Below are 20,139 nucleotides of genomic sequence, written 5' to 3' on the forward strand. Positions count from 1 at the left end.
GCGCCCGTATCGGACACCACGCCAGACCCGAACTGCAAAATTTTGCACTCACGCTCAGGATGTTGCGGTTTCTTGCGCGGAACGGCAGCCGCTCAGCGCGCTGGACGGGCCGGGCGCGGGACGAGGGCAGCCACGGCCGAGTCGAAGTCGGCGACCCGCGTCACGCTCACCGGACCCTCCGGCACGACGATCCCGTCCGGCCAGCCGGGCCCGCCGACGACGACCTCGAGCGGCCAGTCCACGACATCGAGGTCGCGCCAGAAGGGTTCGGCCTGCGGCCGGGCGAGAGAGGCCCAGAGGAAGACCGCCCGCGGCTGCGACTCGCGCAGCGCCGACACGAGGGCGTCGGACGGCACGCGCGGGCCGAGGAAGAGGCTCGCCACCCCGTGGCGCGCGAGCTCCGCCTCGAGCGCGAGCAGCGGCAGGTGGTGCTGCTCGTCGTCGGCGCTCGCCAGGACGACGGGCAGGCCGGAGACGCGCAGCCGGTTGGCCCGCACGACCGCGCGCAGCTCGGACTGGAGCAGCTCGCTCGTCAGGTGCTCGGACTGGACCCCGAGCCGCCCCTCCTCCCAGAGGGCACCGACCCGGCGCAGCGCCGGCGCGAAGACGTCGACCCAGGCCCGGCCGACGTCGCGGCGGCGCATGACCTGTCGGTAGAGCAGGGCCATGGTGCGGGGGTCGAGCGCCCGGGCCGCGCCCACGATGGCCTCGACGAGGTCGGTCGCATCCTGCCCGGACCCCGCGGCGTCGCCCACCGACACGGAGACCGCGCCGTCCGTCGCGTCGCCCGCCCCGCCGGGCGCGCGCCCGGACCCGCCACGCTCACTCAGGGCCTCGAGCACGCCGTCCCCCTCGAGACGTTCGGCGATCGCCGCGGCGTCCAGGGTGAGCACCGAGTCCGCCGCGCTCTGAGCGGGCACGCCCTGGGCGGTCAGGCGGGACATCAGCAGCACGCGTCGGATGTCGAGCTCGGTGTAGCGCCGGTGGTTGCCGCGCGTGCGCAGGCTCGGGCCGACACCGTGGCGACGGTCCCAGGAGCGGAGCGTCGGTGCCGCGATCGCCAGCCGCTCGGACACGACACCGACGGGCCAGCCCAGCTCGGGTGGCCGCTCCCCCGGCTCGGGGTCGTCGGGCCCCGTCTGGCCAGGCTCGCTCGGGGTTGCCGGCTGCGGGTTCATGTCGATCATCACCGTTTCACGTTGGTCGCCCGCGTCGGGCGGAGCGGTCCGAGATTCCCGTCATGGACCGCTCCAGCGCCGATCGGGCACCCCGATCATAAACTTATGCAGACCTCTTGTGCAATGCGTAAGTTCTGCGTAAGTTCTGCATCAGATCGCTCGATCGGACCCACGGAGGAAGCCATGACGATCACTCGCCTTCCGCGCCCCACCTACTCCTCGTACGAGTGGCAGGAGCAGGGTCGCTGCCGCACCAAGGCCGTCGAGCAGTTCTTCGCGGACGACCAGGAGCTCGACCAGCGCGAGCGTCGCGAGCAGACCGAGGCCGCCCGCATGGTCTGCGCCTCGTGCCCCGTCCGTGAACGGTGCCTCGACCACGCGCTCCGGGTGCCCGAGACGTTCGGCATCTGGGGCGGCACGACGCCGACCGAGCGCGCCCAGATGCTCTGGGACGTCGCCGGCTGACCGAGCCGTCAGCGCACGGCGAGGGCGATGACCTCCGCCGTCGGCAGGGCGGCGAGCGCCGACCCGTCGAGCAGCAGCTTGGCGCCGCGCACACCCGCGCCGATGACGACCGGACCGGCCGCGACGACCGCCTCGTCGACGAGCACGGGCCAGCCCGCCGGCAGCCCGACGGGCGTGATCCCGCCCTGCTGCATGCCGGTCAGCTCCTGGGCCTTCGACTGGTCGGCGAACGAGATCTTGCGAGCGCCGAGGTGCTTGCGCACGACACGGTTGATGTCGGCCCGGTCGGTCGCGAGCACCATGACGGCGGCGAGGGTCGTCTCCTCGCCACGGCGCGCCTCGACGACGACGCAGTTGGCCGATGCCTCGGGCGCGACGTCGTAGGCCTCGCAGAAAGCCGCCGTGTCGGCGAGCGTCGAGTCGATCGGGGCCACCCGGACGCCCGGCACGTGCTCGAGCGCCGCGGCGACGGGTGGCGCGAGCAGGTCGGGGCGCTCCGAGGCAGCCACCCACGTCAGGATTCCTTCAGGGCTGGGCATGCCCCGAGCGTAGGCCGCCCGCTCCCTCGCCGCGCCGCGGGGCCCGTATGCCGTCGGGCCCGCCCGACGGCATACGGCCCGGACCGCAGACGGCCCGACGGCACACGGGCGACCGTCAGGGACGCCAGGTGTCGTCGAGCGTCACCGTCCCCGACGCCGGCACCGTGACGGTGCGGTTGGCGCCCGACTCCCACGTCACGGTGCCCGCGGCGTCCTTGCGGAGGTACTTGTACTGCACGACGGTCCCCGGGGTGAGCGACACGGTGCGCCTCCAGACCGGGTAGGCGGACGGGTCGAGCTCGATGGCCGAGGCCGGCGCCCACGAGCCCAGCGCGGCGGCGTCGCCGACGACGTAGACGTCCTGGCCGACGGACGTCGTGGCGTTGACGCCGAAGCTCACCGACGCCGTCGCCGGAACGGCGCCGCTGACGGCGCCCACGTGCAGCGCGATCGTCTCGTTGGCGCCGACCGTCGCCGTGAAGGTCCCCGAGGCGCTCACCGTGTACGTCGCCGCCGAGCAGGTGCCCGACGTGACGGTGCCGTGCGTGACGTCGCAGTACGTCCCGGCGGGCAGCGAGGTCTGGAAGGTCGCGGTCACGGGGCCGGTCTCGTGGTTGACGACGACGTAGCCCTTGGAGCCGCGCCCGAAGGCGATGGCGTTGTTGCCGTTGCTCCACCAGCTCGTCACGGCGGTCCCTGCCACGGCGTTGCGAAAGCCCACCATGCCGGCGATCTGGCTCCACGCGTGCTGGCACTTCCACCCGTCGGAGTAGCACGCGTTGACGGCGCCACCGAGCGGCGGTCCGGCGTCGGGGTCGCTCCACTCGTAGCCGGAGAAGACGTTCGGGGCGCCGTACGGCCAGGCGAGCATGAAGACGTTGGCCAGGGTGTACGTCGCGCCCGCCTTGTAGCTCAGGGTCGAGCCGTTGCGCTCGGTGTCCCAGTTGTCGACGAACGTGCGCGCGTTGCCGCTCGGCAGGTAGCCCCACGAGGCACCCCAGCTGCTGAGGTAGCTGAGCTTCTCGCTCGTGAAGATCCGCTTGAGGTCGTATGCCGCCCGGAACTCGTCGACGTCACCGGACCCCGTGTACTCGGTGGGCTGCACGGCCTCGCCGGCCCCGTAGATGACCTCGTGGACCCAGAAGGCGTTGGGGTTGGTCAGCTTGGCCTTGATGGCGGCGAGGTCGGTCGCGGCGACGTGCTTGGCGGCGTCGATGCGGAAGCCGTCGACGCCGAGGCCGAGCAGGGTGTTGAGGTAGCCGGCGATCGCACCGCGGACGTAGTCGCTGCCCGTGTCGAGGTCGGCGAGGCCGACGAGCTCGCAGGTCTGGACGTTGGTGCGGTCGGCGTAGGTGCTGATGTTCTGCCGGCAGCCGTGGAAGTCGCGGTCGGAGTAGACGCTCGGGTAGGCGTACTTCGTGTAGCTGCTGCCGGCCGTGCCCGTGCCCGACCCGGCGCTCATGTGGTTGACGACGACGTCGGCGACGACCTTGACCCCCGCGTCGTGGCACGCGGTCACCATCGAGCGGAAGGCGGTCTGGTCGCCGAGCCGGCCAGCGATGCGATAGCTCACCGGCTGGTACGACGTCCACCACTGCGGACCCTGGACGTGCTCGGCCGCCGGTGAGACCTCGACGAAGCCATAGCCCTTCGGCCCGAGCACGTTGGTGCACTCGCGGGCGACGGCGTCGTAACGCCACTCGAAGAGGGTCGCGGTGACGTCCTTGCCGCCCGGCGGGGTCGCGGCGGCCTGCTGCACGACGGCCGCGGGTCCGTCGACCGGCCCGGCGACGGACCAGCCGACCGCGGCGAGGGCGGCGACCGCCGCGGCGACGAGCCTCCAGCGGCGCGGACGCCGGCGCGGCCCTTCGCGTCCGGGTGGTGGGGGCGGTGTGGACGGTTCGGGCAGGCGCATGCGGCATCTCCTCGTCGAGACGTGCGGTGGGTGCGACGGCGCGGCCGTCACCTCGTGGAAGTTCCTGCACTCACATGCAAGAACTTGCGGCAGTCAACCGCCGCAGGGCACACCCCGCAACCCGAAACGGGCGCTCCCACCTGCAGGGTCACCCGGGGGTCCGCCGGACATCACCGACGGGACCGACAGCACCGTCCCGGGCCTGTCCCGCCACGGTCCGGTCGGTCAGCGGGCCAGCTCGGCGACGACCGTGGCGGCGGGCACCGGTCGGGCCGACCGCCAGCCCGTGCCGGCCCACAGCGCGAGCAGGTCGGGCCGCTCGGCCCGGGCCGACGCTCGCCGCAGCGGCACCGTGAGGTGGTGGACCTCCGGGTAGGCGGCCGGGGCCTGGCCGTCGTGCCGACGCAGGAAGTCGGTCTCGAGACCGCGCGCGAGGCGGCCCGAGTAGGCCCGCGTCACCGCGGTGCGCTCGTAGGCGGGATCGGCGAGGGCGCGGCGGTAGGCGAGGCCGGTGCCCGCCTCGGGGGTCAGCAGCAGGGCGGTCCCGATCTGGACGGCGTCGGCACCGGCGGCACGCACCTTCGCGGCCCGATCGGGGGTCGAGATGCCGCCCGCAGCGACGATCGGGACGTCCGTCTGCGACCGCACGGCGGCGACGAGGTCGAGCAGGTCGGCACCCGAGGGCTCCTTGGCCGGGTCGAGCGTGCCCCGGTGTCCACCGCCTGCCGGACCCTGGAGGCACAGCCCGTCGACGCCTGCGCCGAGCGCCGCGGCCACCTCGTCGATGTCGGTGACCGTGGCGACCGTCTCGATGCCGGCGCGCCGCAGCTCACCGAGCACCGCCGTGCTCGGGAGCCCGAAGGTGAACGACACCAAGGGAACTCGCTCGCGGACGACGAGGTCGAGCTTGCGCTCCCAGTCGTCGTCGTCGCCGGGTTTCGGCTCCCCGGGCTCCGCGCCGACGGACCGGGCGTCCTCGCCGAGCGCCTCGCGGTAGGCAGCCACGGCCTCCACGCGCTCGGTGCCGCTCAGCTCTCCGGGCCCGACGGCATACGCGTTCGCCTGGGCGGGCACGAAGAGGTTGACGCCGAAAGGGCGCGGGCTCGCGTCCCACACCTCGGCGATGGCCGACGCGAGCTGTGGGGCGGTGAGGTAGCCGGCAGCCAGCATGCCCAGACCGCCGGCATCGCCGACCGCGGCGACGAGCTCGGGCGTCGTCGGGCCTCCCGCCATGGGCGCGCCGACGACACCGGTCTCGAGCGTTCGCAGCAGCATGCCCCGACGCTACTCCGCTCCCCCGGCCGGGGCACCGGGCGGTGCGGGCGCCGTGGACGGTGTGGACGGTGTGGGCGGTGTCACCGCGGCCGGACGACCCGCCCCTCGTCCCACACCGGCTCGGTCGACTCGTAGACGCGGCCGTCGGCGCCGAAGACGAGGAAGCGGTCGAAGCCGCGGGCGAACCACCGGTCGTGGGTGACGGCCACGACGGTGCCCTCGAAGCGGTCGAGCCCCTCCTCGAGCGCCTCGGCCGACTGGAGGTCGAGGTTGTCGGTGGGCTCGTCGAGCAGCAGCATCGTCGCGCCCGACAGCTCGAGCAGCAGGATCTGGAAGCGGGCCTGCTGCCCGCCCGACAGCGACTCGAACTTCTGCTCGCCCGAGCGCGCCAGCTCGTAGCGGTCGAGTGCGCGGGCGGCCTGCTCACGCGGTCGCCCCTCGCGGTGCTCGTCGCCGCGGTGCAGGATCTCGAGGAGGGTGCGCCCCATGAGGGACGGGTGCTCGTGCGTCTGCGCGAACCATCCCGGACGCACGCGCGAGCCGAGTCGCACGACGCCGGAGTGCTCGACGGGCACCGGCCGCACGTCGCCGACGGGCTGGTGCTCGCGCTCGGGGTCGGTGCCGCCGCACGCGAGCAGCCGGAGGAAGTGCGACTTGCCCGAGCCGTTGCTGCCGAGGATCGCGACCCGCTCGCCGTACCAGACCTCGAGGTCGAACGGCTTCATCAGGCCGGTCAGCTCGAGGCCCGTCGCGACGATGGCGCGCTTGGCCGTGCGCCCACCGGTGAGGCGCATCTTGACCGACTGCGTCATCGGCGTCTCCTCGGGCGGTCCGGCCTGCTCGAACTTGGCCAGCCGGGTCTGCGCGGCCTGGTAGCGCGAGGCCATGCCGTCGTTGAACTTGGCCTTGACCTTGAGCGTCTGGACGAGGGTCTTGAGCTTGACGTGCTCCTCGTCCCACCGTCGACGCAGCTCCTCGAGTCGGTCGTTGCGGTCGGAGCGGGCCTGGGCGTAGGTCGCGAACCGACCGGGGTGCACCCAGAGGGTCGCACCGGCGCCGCCGGGCTCGAGCGTCGCGACCCGGGTGGCGACCCGGTCGAGCAGCTCACGGTCGTGGCTGATGAAGAGCACCGTCTTCGGCGAGGCCACGAGCGCCTCCTCGAGCCAGCGCTTCGTCGGCACGTCGAGGTAGTTGTCGGGCTCGTCGAGGAGCAGCACCTCCTCGGGGCCGCGCAGGAGCGCCTCGAGCACGAGCCGTTTCTGCTCGCCGCCGGAGAGCGTCGTGACCGCGCGCCACTGCGCCTGCTCGTAGGGGATGCCGAGGGCCGCGACGGTGCACTGGTCCCAGAGGGTCTCCTGCTCGTAGCCGCCGGCCTCACCCCACTCGACGAGCGCGTGGGCGTAGGCCATCTGGTCGTCCTCGGAGTCGCGCTCCATCATGAGCAGCTCGCAGCGGTCGACCTCCTCGGCCGCCGCGCGGATGCGGTCGGGGGCCACCGAGACGAGCAGGTCGCGCACGGTCGTGTCGTCGCGCACCTTGCCGATGAACTGGCGCATGACGCCGAGGCCGCCCGACCGGGTGACCGCGCCCTCGTGGGCGGCGATGTCGCCCGCGATGATCCGGGTCAGCGTCGTCTTGCCGGTCCCGTTGGGCCCGATGAGCGCAACCTTGGCGCCCTCGCCGACCCGCACCGAGACGTCGTTGAGCAGCGGCCTGCCGTCCGGCAGGCTGAAGGAGACGGAGTTGACGTCGACGTGGCCCACGGGGGTCAAGCCTGACGTATGCCGTGTGGCCGCGTCACCCGGTTAAGCATCCGGTCGCGCACGCGTCACCCCCACGACCAGGAGTCGAGCACGGCGCGGTAGACGTCGAGGGCCTCCGGGTGTGCGGGGTCGTAGGTGAGCCGTATCGCGAAGGCCTGCTCGGTGTAGGCGACGACGTAGTAGACATGGCGCACCTGCTCCGACTGGTCGACGACGATGCCCATCGCCCGGTAGCCGGCGATGTCGCGCTCGGGCGCCGCCATCGGTGTGAGGCCCTTGGCCTCGAAGCCCTCCCGGAGCCCGTCGACGACCTCGGCCAGCGAGTGCGACCCGACCTTGATCGGCCGCTCGACGGCGATGAAGGCCGGCACCTCGTCGTCGTCGGGCTGCACGAGGGTGTCCGTCGGCGGGTCGAGCTCGCGCTCCGCCCGGCTCCACCCGACCGGCTGGAGGTAGCTGTAGTCGATGCCGCGGACACGGTCCTCGGTCATCGCGACGGGGCCGACCGCGGCGGGGAGCGCCTTGATGGGGTGACCGGCGCTGTCCGTCGTCGGTGGCGCGGACGTCGGCAGGTGCACGACGCCGACGTCGGTCGGGGTCGGCGTCGCCGGGGCGGGGTCGCCGGCGCACCCGGCGAGGCCCGGGCCCACGACCAGGGCGATCGCCGGGAGCAGGGCCGCCGACGTCCTCACGCGCGCCGCCATCGGGCTACGTCCACGTCCAGGTCGAGAGGAGCTCGTCGAACTCGGCCATCGCGTGCGTCGCGTCAGCCTGGGACGAGCTGAGGGTGAGCAGATAGATGCGGCCGCCACGTGCGACGCCGTAGGAGCGGGCGAGCACCTTGATGCCCTGCTGCTCGAAGGTCGTCGTGAAGCCGACGGCCGGGGAGCCCGAGACGGTCTTGTCGGGCGCCGAGGAGACCGTGCGTCCCGCCGCGGCCAGCTGCTGACGTCCCTTGGCCAGCTCGTCGTCGAGGACCGACCGGTCGCCGGCGGCCGAGGTGACCACGAGGTTGTTGGCGAAGGACCCGACCTTCTTGGACGAGAGGAGCACGACGTCGATGTCGGCGACGCCGGTCGCCTTGTCGGTCGCCTCGGTCCAGCCCTCCGGGGGCACGACGGTGAAGGCACCGGAACGGCCCCGGACCTCGTCGCCCTCGGTGGTCGTGGTCGTGGCCGAGCCGCCGGCGCCCGACGTGCTGCCCGAGGAGGAGGTGGCCGAGCTGCTCGACACCGACGGCGGCGAGGCGGTGGTGTCCTTCGAGCAGCCCGTGAGCACGAGCGTGCACGTGAGGACGCCCACCGAGACGACGCGGGTCGGGCGGGCCTTCATGCGGTCGATCCAACCACAGCGGCCGAGCGGACGCCGGTCCGGTCTCGGGCCTGAGACACCGCTCACGCGGGCGACCGTCGGGCCCGCGTCAGCGACGCTCGTGCCGCCAGGTCGGCGTCCGGCGGGTAGAGCACCTCCTCGAGGCTGAGGCCGTGCGGGGGCATGACGTGGATCCCCGCGGTGCGCTCGCCCCGGTCCCGGAGCGACCGCGGCCACTCCACAGCGCGTCGCCCCTCCCCGACGGGCACCACGGCGCCGACGAGCGACCGCACCATCGAGTGGCAGAACGCGTCGGCCCGCACCGTCGCGGCGAGCACACCGTCGGGCAGGCGGACCCACGAGAAGTCGAGCAGGGTGCGCACGGTCGTCGCGCCCTCGCGCTGCTTGCAGAACGCCGCGAAGTCGCGCAGGCCGACGAGCGAGCGCGCCGCCTCGTCCATCGCCTCGACGTCGAGGGGGCGACGCCACCAGACCGTGTCGTGGCGGCGCAGGGGGTCGCGGGCGGCGTCCGGGTCGGCGAGGCGGTAGAGGTAGCGCCGCTCCACCGCCGAGAAGCGTGCGTCGAAGCCGACCGGGGCGACGGCGGCGCGACGCACGACGACGTCCGGGGCCAGCAGACCGCCGAGACGGCTGACGAGGGCGACCCCGGGCTCGCGGTCGGAGCGTCCCGGGAGCGCCGCCCACGCCTCGGGGTCGAGGTCCACGTGGGCGACCTGACCGCGCGCGTGGACGCCGGCGTCGGTGCGACCGGCCACGGTGACCCGGACGGGCTCGGGGCTGCGCAGCACCGTGGTCAGGGCGGCGGTGAGCTCTCCCTGCACCGTGCGCAGTTCCGGCTGCGCGGCCCAGCCGGAGAAGCCGGTCCCGTCGTAGGCCAGGTCGAGGCGCACGCGCAGCGTGGATCCGCTCGACTCGCTCGACGCATTCATGGCGCCCGAGCCTAACGGGAGTCTGCTGACGCGCATCGGGCACCCGTCAACCGCCGTGGAGCGCTGCACGTCCTAGAAGTGAGGCACGGACCACCGGGCCCGGGCCCGCCAGAAGGGGGAACCTCCATGCACACCGTCACCCGCAGCCTCCTCGTCGCCGCGTGCGCTGCCGTCCTCGCCGCACCGGTCGCCGCCGGCACGGGCGCAGCCGCCACCGCGTCGACCGCACCGTACTGCGGCATCACCTGGGGCTCGACCGCCAAGGCGACGAGCCCCGCCCAGCTCTGGACCGGCGCGGTCACGGGGGTCCGCGCCGGCCGCCACACCTGCTACGACCGGCTCGTCGTCGACGTCGCCCGTGGCCGCGGCACCCTCGGCTACAGCGTGCGCTACGTCAGCGCCGTCACGGCGCCGGGCAGCGGCCTGCCCGTCGCCGTGAGTGGTGGCGCGAGGATCCAGGTCACCGTCGACGCCCCGTCGACCCTCCGCCCGACCACGACGACCTTCTCCGGCTGGACCACCTTCCGGCAGCTGAAGGGCGTGGGCAGCTTCGAGGGCTACACCGACTACGGCCTCGGCGTGCGGGCCCGGCTGCCGATGCGCGCCTTCGTGCTCGTCGATGCCGACGGGGGCCGACGTCTCGTCGTCGACGTCGCCCACCGCTGGTGAGCGCGAGAAGGGCCCCGCACCAGTGGTGCGGGGCCCTTCTCTCGTCGCGCCGGGGCGCGACGTCACTCGACGTGGCTCAGGAGCCCGAGCCGGCCTTCGTGAAACCGGCGGCCTCGGCGTCCTCGGCCGACTTGAACCAGAACTCGGCGACCGTCTGGTCGTACCACTGGCCGTCGGCCTCGTGGTACTTGCCGGAGTCGGCGTTGCCCTTGACGGTGTAGCTGTCGTCGGGCGACGAGCCGTCCTCGTTCGCGGCGACGGCGCCCTCGGGCAGCGTGGCAGCGGCCTCGGTGGCCTCGGTCGTCTCGACCTTGTCGGCGTCCTCGGCGGCCTTGGTCTCGGCAGCGGCCTGCTTCGACTCGCTCTGCTTCGCAGCGCGCTTCGTGGCGGCCTCGGCCTCCTTGACCGTCGCCTTCTTGGCCGACAGCGGCTCGCGGACGAGCTCGATGACGACCATGGGGGCGTTGTCACCCTTGCGGGGGCCGATCTTCGTGATGCGGGTGTAACCACCCTCGCGAGCCGCCATGTCGGGGGCGATCTCGGCGAAGAGGCGGTGGACGACACCCTTGTCGCGCACGACCGTGAGGACGCGACGACGGGCGTGCAGGTCGCCGCGCTTGGCGAACGTGATGAGACGCTCGGCGAGCGGACGCAGACGCTTGGCCTTGGCCTCGGTCGTCGTGATCTTGTCGTGCTCGAAGAGCGACGTCGCGAGGTTGGCCAGGATCAGCCGCTCGTGGGCGGGGCCGCCACCGACGCGGGGACCCTTGGTGGGGGTGGGCATTTCGTTTCTCCTAGAAGTCCGACCAGGCCGTTCTCGAGCAGGGCGCCGAGGGCTCGGTCAAGAAGCGGTTGGTCAGAGACGCTCGTCCTCGACGAACGACTGGTCGTCGTCGTCGCTGTAGTCGTCCTCGCCGTAGCCGTCGACGAGGGCAGACGGGTCGAACCCGGGCGGGCTGTCCTTGAGGGCCAGACCCATGCCGACGAGCTTGGCCTTGACCTCGTCGATCGACTTCGCACCGAAGTTGCGGATGTCGAGCAGGTCGGCCTCGCTGCGGCCCACGAGCTCACCCACGGTGTGGATGCCCTCGCGCTTGAGGCAGTTGTAGGAACGAACGGTGAGGTCGAGGTCCTCGATCGGCAGGGCGAGGTCCGCGGCGAGCGCGGCGTCCGTCGGCGACGGGCCCATGTCGATGCCCTCGGCCTCGACGTTGAGCTCGCGCGCCAGACCGAAGAGCTCCACCAGCGTCTTGCCGGCCGAGGCCATGGCGTCACGCGGGGTCATCGAGTTCTTCGTCTCGACGTCGACGATGAGCTTGTCGAAGTCCGTGCGCTGCTCGACTCGGGTCGCCTCGACCTTGTAGGTCACGGTGAGCACCGGGCTGTAGATCGAGTCGACCGGGATGCGGCCGATCTCCTGGTCACCGGACTTGTTCTGCTGCGCCGAGACGTAGCCACGGCCACGCTCCACGGTCAGCTCCATCTCGAGCTTGCCCTTGTCGTTCAGCGTCGCGATGTGCAGGTCGGGGTTGTGCACCTCGACACCAGCCGGAGGCGTGATGTCGGCGGCGGTGACCGCACCCGGGCCCTGCTTGCGCAGGTACATGACGACCGGCTCGTCGTGCTCCGAGGAGACGACGAGGCCCTTGATGTTGAGGATCATCTCGGTGACGTCCTCCTTCACGCCCGGAACGGTCGTGAACTCGTGGAGCACGCCGTCGATGCGGATGGAGGTGACCGCCGCGCCCGGGATGCTCGAGAGCAGGGTGCGACGGAGGGAGTTGCCGAGCGTGTAGCCGAAGCCGGGCTCGAGCGGCTCGATGGTGAAGCGGCTGCGGTTCTCGACCACGACCTCTTCGGAGAGCACGGGACGCTGTGCGATGAGCACTGTTCATTTCCTTCCCACGGGCGACCGCCATATGACGCCTCGTGAAACTGCCCGGTCGTGATCCGGGCGGGCCGGCTCGGCTCTGTCTGCGAGCGCGACCCCAGGCACAACCCCGGCCGTATGCCGCTGGGCGGGCCCAGCGGCATACGGACGTGGGGCTGGTGTCAGTTCTTCGAGTAGAGCTCGACGATCAGCTGCTCGGTGAGCTGCGAGTCGATCTGCGCGCGCACCGGGAGCTGGTGGATGAGGATCTGCAGCGAGCCGTCGACGACCTGCATCCAGGCCGGGACGGGACGCTCGCCGAACGTCTGGCGAGCCAGCTCGAACGGGAAGCTCTCGACGGACTGCTTGCGGACCGTGATGATGTCGTACTGCTCGACGCGGTAGCTCGGGACGTCGACGCGCACGCCGTTGACCTCGAAGTGACCGTGCGTCACGAGCTGGCGGGCGTGGCGACGCGTGCGGGCCAGGCCCGCGCGGTAGACCACGTTGTCCAGGCGCGACTCGAGGATCTGGAGAAGGTTCTCGCCGGTCTTGCCGGGGCGCTTCGCCGCTTCCTTGTAGTAGCGGACGAACTGCTTCTCCATGACGCCGTACTGGAAGCGGGCGCGCTGCTTCTCCTGGAGCTGGGTGAGGTACTCCTTCTCCTGGATCCGGCGACGGCCGTGCTGGCCGGGCGGGAAGGGACGGAGCTCGAAGTTCTTGTCGCCGCCGACGAGGTCCATCTTGAGGCGGCGGGACTTCTTGGTGATCGGGCCGGTGTAACGAGCCATGTTTCTAGTTCTCTCTCTCGCTCAGGGCCGGATCAGACGCGACGGCGCTTGGGCGGGCGGACACCGTTGTGCGGCGTGGGCGTGACGTCGCTGATCGCGCCGACCTCGAGGCCGGTGGCGGTGAGCGAGCGGATCGCCGTCTCGCGGCCCGAGCCCGGGCCCTTGACGAAGACGTCGACCTTGCGCATGCCGTGCTCCATGGCGCGGCGAGCAGCAGCCTCGGCGGCCATCTGGGCGGCGAACGGGGTGGACTTGCGCGAGCCCTTGAAGCCGACCTGGCCGGCAGAGGCCCACGAGATCACGGCACCGGTGGGGTCCGTGATCGAGATGATCGTGTTGTTGAACGTGCTCTTGATGTGAGCGTGCCCGTGGGCGACGTTCTTCTTCTCCTTGCGACGAACCTTCGTCACACGAGCCTTGGGAGGCATTTTTCTCCTACGTCAGAACTGAATGTCGGTGTGGACCACTGATGAGCTCGCCGGGGCGGTCTCGATCAGGGTCACTTGGCCTTCTTCTTGCCGGCCACGGTGCGCTTCGGGCCCTTGCGGGTGCGCGCGTTGGTCTTGGTGCGCTGACCGCGCACGGGCAGACCACGACGGTGACGGAGACCTTCGTAGGAGCCGATCTCGACCTTGCGGCGGATGTCGGCCTGCACCTCACGGCGAAGGTCACCCTCGAGGCGGTAGTTGCCCTCGAGGAAGTCACGAAGCGCAACGAGCTCGGTCTCACCGAGGTCCTTGACGCGGGTGTTGGGGTCGACGCCGGTGGCAACCAGCGCCTCCTTAGAACGGGTGCGACCGACACCGAAGATGTAGGTCAGTGCGACCTCGACGCGCTTCTCGCGCGGAAGGTCGACTCCAACAAGACGAGCCATGTTGGGTTGTCTCCTGATTTCTGTTACGCGGAGGTCTGGAGCAAGGCACCGATCCGGGGTCACGGTCCGCCACACAGAAGGACGGACCACCGGTCCCCGGCCTCCGTGCCGGGGGTGACGTCCTGCGCCGACACGACGGTCGGTCATCAGGGGCCGGGTGCTGCTTTCATTCACTTGTCTTGCGTGCTGTCGAAGTTCTGTCGACGGCGAGGGTGGTGCTTCTGCTCAGCCCTGGCGCTGCTTGTGGCGCAGGTTCTCGCAGATCACCATGACCCGACCGTTGCGGCGGATCACCTTGCACTTGTCGCAGATCTTCTTGACGCTCGGCTGAACCTTCATCTGCCTGCTGTCTTCAGATCGCGCGCCTGCCACCGCGGGCCCCGGAGGGCACGTGACGATCAGGTGCTTGGTTGTGTAATCGGGAGTTGGTGCCTCGCACTCGTCCCGGCCTGACATGCCCGCTCTCGCGGACCGGTCGCGGCCGACCCTGGTGCTCAGCGGTAGCGGAAGACGATCCGACCGCGGGTCAGGTCATAGGGCGAGAGCTCGACCACCACACGGTCCTCCGGGAGGATCCTGATGTAGTGCTGTCGCATCTTGCCCGAGATGTGTGCGAGCACCTTGTGACCGTTGGAGAGCTCCACCCGGAACATCGCGTTCGGGAGAGCCTCGACGATCGTGCCCTCGATCTCGATGACACCGTCCTTCTTGGCCATATCCTCCGTCTATCTGTTGGTGGCCGACCCGGACTGAGCCGGCCTTGGGGCGTGCCTGGGTGCCGTGCTCGTCGCACAGCAGTGACTCAGGCGCCGAGGCACACGACACCCAACGCACAAGACTACGCCACGTGGGGCCGTTCCCCGAAATCGTGGCCGAGGGCGACGACCCCCTCGGACCGGGGCGCGCCCGTGACCTCGCAGAGGTCCTCCCACGGGAGGATCCCGTATGCCGCCGCCTTGGGTAGCGTGCTCGCGTGACCGTCCGGCCCAGACCCCAGGCTGCCGCCGCACCGGCGGCACCCGCAGCTGCGGGCCGGCCCCTCGTCGACCGCGTCGGGGCGATCATCGCGCTGCTCTACTTCGTCGGTTCGATCACGGTCGCCGCGGTGCTGGGCCGCAGCGCCTGGTGGGTCAACGTCCGGGACCAGCCCGCGGTCCTCGGCTACGTCGGGATCGGGCTCGGTGCGCTCGCCCTGCTCCTGCTCCCCCGCTTCCCGCGCGCGACGTTCGCGGCGTGCGGCGTCCTCGCCTACCTGCTGTATGCCCTCGGCGCCATGCTCGGGCTGCCGACGGTGCTCATGGCGCTCGTCGCACTCTTCGGCGTCACGCTGTGGACCGACCGGCGGGGCGGGCTGTGGGCCCTCGCGGCGGCCCTGGGCTCGATCGGCCTCGCGACCGCGCTGCTCTTCGTCCGCTACGGCTACTTCCTGCCGCCGCTCGAGACCTTCCTGTCCGACCGCGTCGCCGTCTTCCTCTTCAACAGCGGCGCGGTCGTCGTGCTGACGTGGGCCGTCGCCGACCAGGTCCGGGCTGCCCGGGAGCGGGCCGCCCTGCAGCACGAGTCCGCGTCGCACGCGGCCGAGGCGGCCGCGCACGAGCGGGCCGAGCGTGCTGCGGTGAGCCGCGCCGACGGCCTGGCCGACCGGCAGCGGATCGCCCGCGAGATGCACGACGTCGTGGCGCACGGGCTGTCGGTGATGATCGTGCAGGCCGACGGGGCGCGCTTCGCGGCCGCCTCCGACCCCGACGCCGCGACGACCGCGCTCGCGACGATCGCCGCGACGGGGCGGGCCTCGCTGGCCGAGATGCGGCGGCTGCTGGGCGTGCTCCGCGACGACGCGACCGAGGTCCCGGACGCACCCCAGCCGGGCCTCGCCGACATCGAGACGCTCGTGGCGGGCCTCACCGCGGGCGGGAGGGTCGTGCACCTGCGCCAGGAGGGCGAGCTGCTCCCCCGCGACGCGACCGAGGGTGACGCCGCGACCGGGCTGACGGCGTACCGCATCGCCCAGGAGGCCCTGACGAACGTCATGAAGCACGCGGGCGACGACGCGACCGCGTGGGTGAGCGTCACGGTCGACCCGACCCGCGTCGTCGTCGAGGTCGTCGACGACGGCGTCGGGGACGGCGGGGACGGCGGCGCCCCCGGCCACGGGCTGCGCGGCATGGCCGAGCGGGTCGACGTGCTGGGCGGCTCGCTCGTCACGGGGCCCGACCCCCGCGGCGGCTTCCGGGTCGTGGCGACTCTGCCCCGCCTCGCCGCCGAGGCCGCCCGGCCCATCGAGGTGTCCCAGTGATCCGCGTCATGATCGTCGACGACCAGGCGCTGGTGCGCGCCGGCTTCGCGATGCTCGTCCGGTCGCAGCCCGACCTCCTCGTCGTCGCCGAGTGCGCCGACGGGCAGCAGTGTCTCGACACCCTCTCCACGGTGCCGGTGGACGTCGTCCTCATGGACGTCCGCATGCCCCGGATGGACGGGATCGAGGCCACCCGTCTGATCGTCGAGCGTGGCTGCGCCACCAGGGTTCTCGTGCTCACGACCTTCGACCTCGACGAGTACGCCTTCACGGCCCTGCGGGCCGGCGCCTCCGGCTTCCTCCTCAAGGACGCGCCTCCCGAGGACCTCCTCGCCGCGATCCGGACGGTGCACGCCGGCGACGCCGTCATCGCCCCGTCGACGACGCGCCGCCTCGTCGAGACCTACGTCCGGAGCGCCCCGGTGGCGCCGGCGCTCCTCGACCGCACCACGGCCCTGACCGACCGCGAGCGCGAGGTCTGGGTGGCCATCGCCAACGGTCTGACGAACTCCGAGATCGCCGAGGCCCTCTTCGTGTCCGAGACGACGGTCAAGACGCACGTCGGCCACATCCTGGCCAAGACCGGGGTGCGCGACCGCGTCGCGCTCGTCGTGCTGGCCTACCAGACGGGTGCCGTGGCACTGTCCTGAGCCGGTGCGGACCGCACGTGGCCGCAGCGGCCTCCACCCGGCCGGCAACCGGCTCCTCCCACGGGAGGAGGCCGGGTTCGGCCCACGGCCCGATGTGCGTCCCGGGGCCGCGCTCCTAGCGTCGAGCCATGATCGAGACCGACCCGTCGACCACCGTCGACCCCGCGTCACCGGGGCCCGTCCTGCTGGCCGGCGAGCTCGCCGAGGCCGTCGTCGACCACGAGGCCGTCGCGGCCAACGTCCGCGCCCTCCGCGACAGCGCCGGCACCCGGCTCATGGCCGTCGTCAAGGCGGATGCGTTCGGGCACGGCGCCGTGCCGGTCGCGCGCACCTGCCTCGCCGCCGGGGCGTCGTGGCTCGGGGTGACCCGCATCAGCGAGGCGCTCGAGCTGCGTCGGGCCGGCATCGCGGCTCCCGTCCTCGCCTGGCTGTTCGAGCCGGCCCGCGCCGAGGAGGCTGTCGCCGCCGACGTCGACCTCTCGGTGAGCAGCCCCGTCGACCTCGCCGCGGTCGCCCGCGCCACGGGGCGCGCCCGCATCCACCTCAAGCTCGACACCGGCCTGCACCGCAGCGGCTGCCCGGGCGAGGACTGGGCCCGGCTCGTCTCGGCCGCCGCAGCGCTGGAGTCGGCCGGCCGGGTCCGGGTCGCCGGTCTGTGGTCCCACCTCTCGCACGGCGGCGAGCCCGACGCGGTCGCCACCCACCGGCAGCTGCTCATGTTCCGCGTCGGCGTCGACCTCGCCCGCGTCGCCGGACTGCGACCAGAGGTCGTCCACCTGGCGAACACCGCTGCGGTGCAAACGAACTCGCGCCACACGGCATACGACCTCGTCCGGGTCGGAGCCGGGATCTACGGGATCGGCGACGGGCTCCGCCCCGCGCTCACCCTGCGGACCCGGGTCGTCCAGGTGCGCCACGTCGCCGCGGGCCGCGGGGTCGGCTACGACCACCTCGGCCGCACGACGCGCGACACCCACCTGGCGCTCGTGCCGCTCGGCTACGCCGACGGGCTGCCGCGAGCCGCCACCGGCCGGGCGAGCGTCTGGGTCGGCGGGCGCCGGGCGCCGCTCATCGGACGGGTGTGCATGGACCAGGTCGTCGCCGACGTGGGCCCGGAGCCGGTCGCGGTCGGCACGGAGGTCCTCGTCCTCGGCGCGGGCGACCGCGGCGAGCCGACCGCCCGTGACTGGGCGCGCTGGGCCGGCACCAACGAGCACGAGATCTACACGGGCATCGGCGCAAGGGTCGCGCGCCGACACGTCGGGCGCGCCCACGGCATCGCGGTGCCCGGCGTCGGAACGGAGGAACGATGAGGGTCGCCGTCATCCACGGGGGCACGAGCTCGGAGCACGACGTGTCGGTCGCGAGCGGTGAGGGGATCGTCGCCGGCCTGCGGAGCGCGGGCCACGACGTCGTGCCCGTCCTCGTCGACCGGTCGGGCGAGTGGCGGACCGGCGCGGGCTCGGGCGTGCTGCACGCCGCCGAGACGCTGCGGGGCTGCGACGTGGTGGTGCCCGCGCTGCACGGGGTGCTCGGCGAGGACGGCACGGTGCAGGGGTTCCTCGAGATCCTCGGGGTGCCCTACGTCGGCTCGCCCGTCGCGGCGAGCGCCGTGTGCCTGGACAAGCAGCTGACGAAGCTCGTCGTGGCCGCCGCCGGGGTGCCGGTCGCGCCGGGACTGTTCGTCCCCTCGGAGCGGGCGGTCGCCGCGACGCGCTCGGCCGCCGACCTCCAGCGCCTCGTCGACGACGTGCTCGGGGCCGGGCTGCGCGGCCCGCTGTTCGTCAAGCCGGTGCACGGGGGGTCGAGCGTGGGGGTCACCAGGGTCGACGCGAGCGCCGACGGCGGTCGTCGCCGGACGCCCGGGGCCCCGTCGGGTGCTCTGCCGGGCGCCCTGCCGGGCGGCGGTCTGCCGGACGCCCTGTCGCGAGCGCTCTCGACCGCCCTGGAGCACGGGACGGACGGAGTCCTCGTCGAGGCAGAGGTGGCCGGCCTCGAGGTCGACGTGCCGTTGCTCGAGCTGCCCGACGGGCAGGTGCGGTGCGGGCCCGCCCTGCTCGTCGAAAGCGACCCCGACGAGCCGTTCTTCACCGAGGCCGCCAAGTACGCCGGGGCCGGGACGAGGTTCACCGTGCCCGCCCCGCTCCCCCCGGAGCAGACGGCGCGCCTCGGTGAGTTGGCGACGACGGCGTACCGGGCGCTCGGGTGTCGCGGTCTCGCCCGTGTCGACTTCCTCGTGGGACCGGACGGGCCGGTGCTCAACGAGGTCAACACCTTCCCCGGTTTCACCCCGGCGTCGCAGTTCCCGCGGATGTGGGCCGCCGCCGGTCTGACCTATCCGGCGCTCGTCGACGTCCTCGTGCGCACCGCCGTCGGCCTGCCGGTCGACGCGCCCCGTGGTGTGGTCGTCGGATGAGCGCGTCGCCGAGCCGGACGTCGATGGGCAGCTCCACGAGCACGCTGCTGCTCGCCGACCCGCGGGTCAGCTCCATCCCCGTCGTCGAGGACGGCTCCCCGCTGGTCGACCTCGCGAGCGTCGGGGTGCGGGTCGAGCACCAGCCCCCGCCACCACCACCGGGTCTCGGTCTGCCCGGCTCTGCACCGGACCGGGCGACCGCGCCCCCGCCCGGACCGCACCGGCTGGTCCGACGCACGCTCGCCGACCGTCTCGGCGAGGCCGGGGCCCTGCTCCCCGACGACCTGCACCTGCTCGTCGTCGAGGGACTTCGTCCGCTGGACTCCCAGCGGATGATCCACGCCGCGTACCGGGCGCGCCTCGCGACCGAGCAGCCCGGGCTCGACGCTCACGCCCTCGACCGGCTGGCGAGCCGTTTCGTGGCCCCACCGGCCACGGCCCCGCACGTCAGCGGGGCCGCCGTCGACCTGACGCTCTGCGACGACGACGGGCGCCGGCTCGACCTCGGTTGCCCCGTCGACGCGACCCCCGAGCAGAGCGGTGGGGCGTGCTACTTCGACGCCCCCGGCATCGGTGACGAGGCGCGCCACCGGCGGGGCGCGCTCGCTCGCGCCCTGGGACGGTCAGGCATGGTCAACTACCCGACCGAGTGGTGGCACTGGTCGTTCGGGGACCGCTACTGGGCCCACGTCACCGGCAGTCCCTTCGCGATCCACGGACCGGTCACTGCGCCGGACGGTGTCGCAGGCGCGACGACGACGCTCAGCGCTCGAGCTCGGCCCGGCGCAGGGTGACGATGCGCTCGATGACCTCGTCGGGGATCGGCTGGTCGACGGCGAAACGGATCGTGCCCTTGCTCAGGGAGTGACCCGTGAGGTCGGGCGCGACGGCTTCGACGACGGCCGGGCTGAACGGGAAGACCGAGAGGTGCTTGGCCGCCGCCGTGATCCCGAGGAGCGGGCGGCCGGCGAGGCGCAGCGCCGGCATCCCGTAGCTCGTGCCCTCGTCCGCCTCGGGTGCCACGCGACGCGCGACGTCGACGACGTGCTGGAGGGCTGCGCGCTGGGCCGGCTCGAGTCCGCCGAGGTAGTCGCCGATCGTTCCCACCCGGCCATGGTCGCACCACCGTCGCCGCCACGGGCGGGTTCGCCACCCCCGGTCGCCCGGGTATGGGTGG

At 72.6% G+C, this 20,139-nt stretch carries 23 protein-coding genes; 7 read left to right on the forward strand and 16 right to left on the reverse strand.

Annotated features, from left to right (window positions below; genetic code table 11):
• Positions 1–92 precede the first annotated feature (92 nt).
• Complete coding sequence (locus ACSSS0_RS05285; protein ID WP_487230319.1) at positions 93–1,178, reverse strand: MerR family transcriptional regulator; 1,086 nt, start codon at positions 1,176–1,178, stop codon at positions 93–95.
• Positions 1,179–1,361: 183 nt separating this feature from the next.
• Between ACSSS0_RS05285 and ACSSS0_RS05290 the strand changes: the two genes are divergently transcribed.
• Positions 1,362–1,643, forward strand: a complete 282-nt coding sequence (locus tag ACSSS0_RS05290; RefSeq protein WP_020143197.1) for a WhiB family transcriptional regulator — start codon at positions 1,362–1,364, stop codon at positions 1,641–1,643.
• An 8-nt stretch (positions 1,644–1,651) separates the two neighbouring features.
• On the opposite strand, the gene ACSSS0_RS05295 is transcribed toward ACSSS0_RS05290, so the two are convergent.
• The 7 genes from ACSSS0_RS05295 to truA all read right to left on the reverse strand — a co-directional run bounded on the left by ACSSS0_RS05295 (position 1,652) and on the right by truA (position 9,396).
• A complete protein-coding gene (locus ACSSS0_RS05295; RefSeq protein ID WP_487230320.1) occupies positions 1,652–2,182 on the reverse strand; it encodes a YbaK/EbsC family protein in 531 nt (176 codons plus the stop codon).
• A 115-nt stretch (positions 2,183–2,297) separates the two neighbouring features.
• Positions 2,298–4,097: a carbohydrate-binding module family 20 domain-containing protein gene (locus ACSSS0_RS05300; protein ID WP_487230321.1), complete on the reverse strand. Its 1,800-nt coding sequence runs from the start codon at positions 4,095–4,097 to the stop codon at positions 2,298–2,300.
• A 225-nt stretch (positions 4,098–4,322) separates the two neighbouring features.
• On the reverse strand, positions 4,323–5,372 hold the full coding sequence (locus ACSSS0_RS05305; protein ID WP_487230322.1) for an NAD(P)H-dependent flavin oxidoreductase: 1,050 nt from the start codon (positions 5,370–5,372) through the stop codon (positions 4,323–4,325).
• A gap of 80 nt (positions 5,373–5,452) precedes the next feature.
• On the reverse strand, positions 5,453–7,135 hold the full coding sequence (locus ACSSS0_RS05310; protein WP_435984969.1) for an ABC-F family ATP-binding cassette domain-containing protein: 1,683 nt from the start codon (positions 7,133–7,135) through the stop codon (positions 5,453–5,455).
• 65 nt (positions 7,136–7,200) lie between these two features.
• Entirely contained in the window at positions 7,201–7,827 is a 627-nt protein-coding gene (locus ACSSS0_RS05315; RefSeq protein WP_487230323.1) for a hypothetical protein, read from the reverse strand.
• A 16-nt stretch (positions 7,828–7,843) separates the two neighbouring features.
• Positions 7,844–8,467 (reverse strand): hypothetical protein, encoded by a 624-nt coding sequence (locus tag ACSSS0_RS05320; protein ID WP_487230324.1) that lies wholly within the window; start codon positions 8,465–8,467, stop codon positions 7,844–7,846.
• A gap of 62 nt (positions 8,468–8,529) precedes the next feature.
• Positions 8,530–9,396 carry a tRNA pseudouridine(38-40) synthase TruA gene (truA, locus tag ACSSS0_RS05325; RefSeq protein WP_487230325.1) on the reverse strand — a complete coding sequence of 289 codons (867 nt, stop codon included), beginning with the start codon at positions 9,394–9,396 and terminating at the stop codon, positions 8,530–8,532.
• 126 nt (positions 9,397–9,522) lie between these two features.
• Between truA and ACSSS0_RS05330 the strand changes: the two genes are divergently transcribed.
• On the forward strand, positions 9,523–10,065 hold the full coding sequence (locus ACSSS0_RS05330; protein ID WP_487230326.1) for an AMIN-like domain-containing (lipo)protein: 543 nt from the start codon (positions 9,523–9,525) through the stop codon (positions 10,063–10,065).
• A gap of 76 nt (positions 10,066–10,141) precedes the next feature.
• Here ACSSS0_RS05330 and rplQ read toward each other — a convergent pair whose 3' ends face one another.
• The 7 genes from rplQ to infA all read right to left on the reverse strand — a co-directional run bounded on the left by rplQ (position 10,142) and on the right by infA (position 14,316).
• Positions 10,142–10,849, reverse strand: a complete 708-nt coding sequence (gene rplQ, locus ACSSS0_RS05335; RefSeq protein WP_487230327.1) for a 50S ribosomal protein L17, sunset domain variant — start codon at positions 10,847–10,849, stop codon at positions 10,142–10,144.
• Between the two features lie 72 nt (positions 10,850–10,921).
• Positions 10,922–11,953, reverse strand: coding sequence for a DNA-directed RNA polymerase subunit alpha (locus ACSSS0_RS05340; protein ID WP_020143206.1), 1,032 nt, complete (start codon positions 11,951–11,953; stop codon positions 10,922–10,924).
• 164 nt (positions 11,954–12,117) lie between these two features.
• Positions 12,118–12,726: a 30S ribosomal protein S4 gene (rpsD, locus tag ACSSS0_RS05345; protein WP_045191881.1), complete on the reverse strand. Its 609-nt coding sequence runs from the start codon at positions 12,724–12,726 to the stop codon at positions 12,118–12,120.
• Between the two features lie 32 nt (positions 12,727–12,758).
• The gene (gene rpsK / locus ACSSS0_RS05350) at positions 12,759–13,154 is read right to left on the reverse strand and encodes a 30S ribosomal protein S11 (protein WP_034801606.1); all 396 of its coding nucleotides are present in this window, start codon (positions 13,152–13,154) and stop codon (positions 12,759–12,761) included.
• 71 nt (positions 13,155–13,225) lie between these two features.
• Positions 13,226–13,600, reverse strand: a complete 375-nt coding sequence (gene rpsM, locus ACSSS0_RS05355) for a 30S ribosomal protein S13 (protein ID WP_020143209.1) — start codon at positions 13,598–13,600, stop codon at positions 13,226–13,228.
• 225 nt (positions 13,601–13,825) lie between these two features.
• Positions 13,826–13,939, reverse strand: a complete 114-nt coding sequence (gene rpmJ, locus ACSSS0_RS05360) for a 50S ribosomal protein L36 (RefSeq protein ID WP_006592630.1) — start codon at positions 13,937–13,939, stop codon at positions 13,826–13,828.
• 155 nt (positions 13,940–14,094) lie between these two features.
• Positions 14,095–14,316 (reverse strand): translation initiation factor IF-1, encoded by a 222-nt coding sequence (gene infA / locus ACSSS0_RS05365; RefSeq protein WP_013493543.1) that lies wholly within the window; start codon positions 14,314–14,316, stop codon positions 14,095–14,097.
• Between the two features lie 257 nt (positions 14,317–14,573).
• On the opposite strand from infA, the gene ACSSS0_RS05370 reads away from it, so the two are divergent.
• The 5 genes from ACSSS0_RS05370 to ACSSS0_RS05390 all read left to right on the forward strand — a co-directional run bounded on the left by ACSSS0_RS05370 (position 14,574) and on the right by ACSSS0_RS05390 (position 19,756).
• Positions 14,574–15,896, forward strand: coding sequence for an ATP-binding protein (locus ACSSS0_RS05370; protein ID WP_487230328.1), 1,323 nt, complete (start codon positions 14,574–14,576; stop codon positions 15,894–15,896).
• A gap of 8 nt (positions 15,897–15,904) precedes the next feature.
• Positions 15,905–16,546: a response regulator transcription factor gene (locus tag ACSSS0_RS05375; protein WP_487231190.1), complete on the forward strand. Its 642-nt coding sequence runs from the start codon at positions 15,905–15,907 to the stop codon at positions 16,544–16,546.
• Between the two features lie 128 nt (positions 16,547–16,674).
• Entirely contained in the window at positions 16,675–17,859 is a 1,185-nt protein-coding gene (gene alr, locus ACSSS0_RS05380; RefSeq protein WP_487230329.1) for an alanine racemase, read from the forward strand.
• On the forward strand, positions 17,856–18,962 hold the full coding sequence (locus ACSSS0_RS05385) for a D-alanine--D-alanine ligase family protein (protein ID WP_487230330.1): 1,107 nt from the start codon (positions 17,856–17,858) through the stop codon (positions 18,960–18,962). Before alr ends, ACSSS0_RS05385 begins: the two co-directional genes overlap by 4 nt.
• Entirely contained in the window at positions 18,959–19,756 is a 798-nt protein-coding gene (locus tag ACSSS0_RS05390; protein ID WP_487230331.1) for a M15 family metallopeptidase, read from the forward strand. Before ACSSS0_RS05385 ends, ACSSS0_RS05390 begins: the two co-directional genes overlap by 4 nt.
• Here the strand turns inward: ACSSS0_RS05390 and ACSSS0_RS05395 are convergent.
• Positions 19,725–20,069, reverse strand: coding sequence for an iron chaperone (locus ACSSS0_RS05395; RefSeq protein WP_435984959.1), 345 nt, complete (start codon positions 20,067–20,069; stop codon positions 19,725–19,727). The genes ACSSS0_RS05390 and ACSSS0_RS05395 overlap by 32 nt on opposite strands.
• Between the last annotated feature and the right edge of the window lie 70 nt (positions 20,070–20,139).

This window comes from Terrabacter sp. R4-6 (assembly GCF_057529065.1).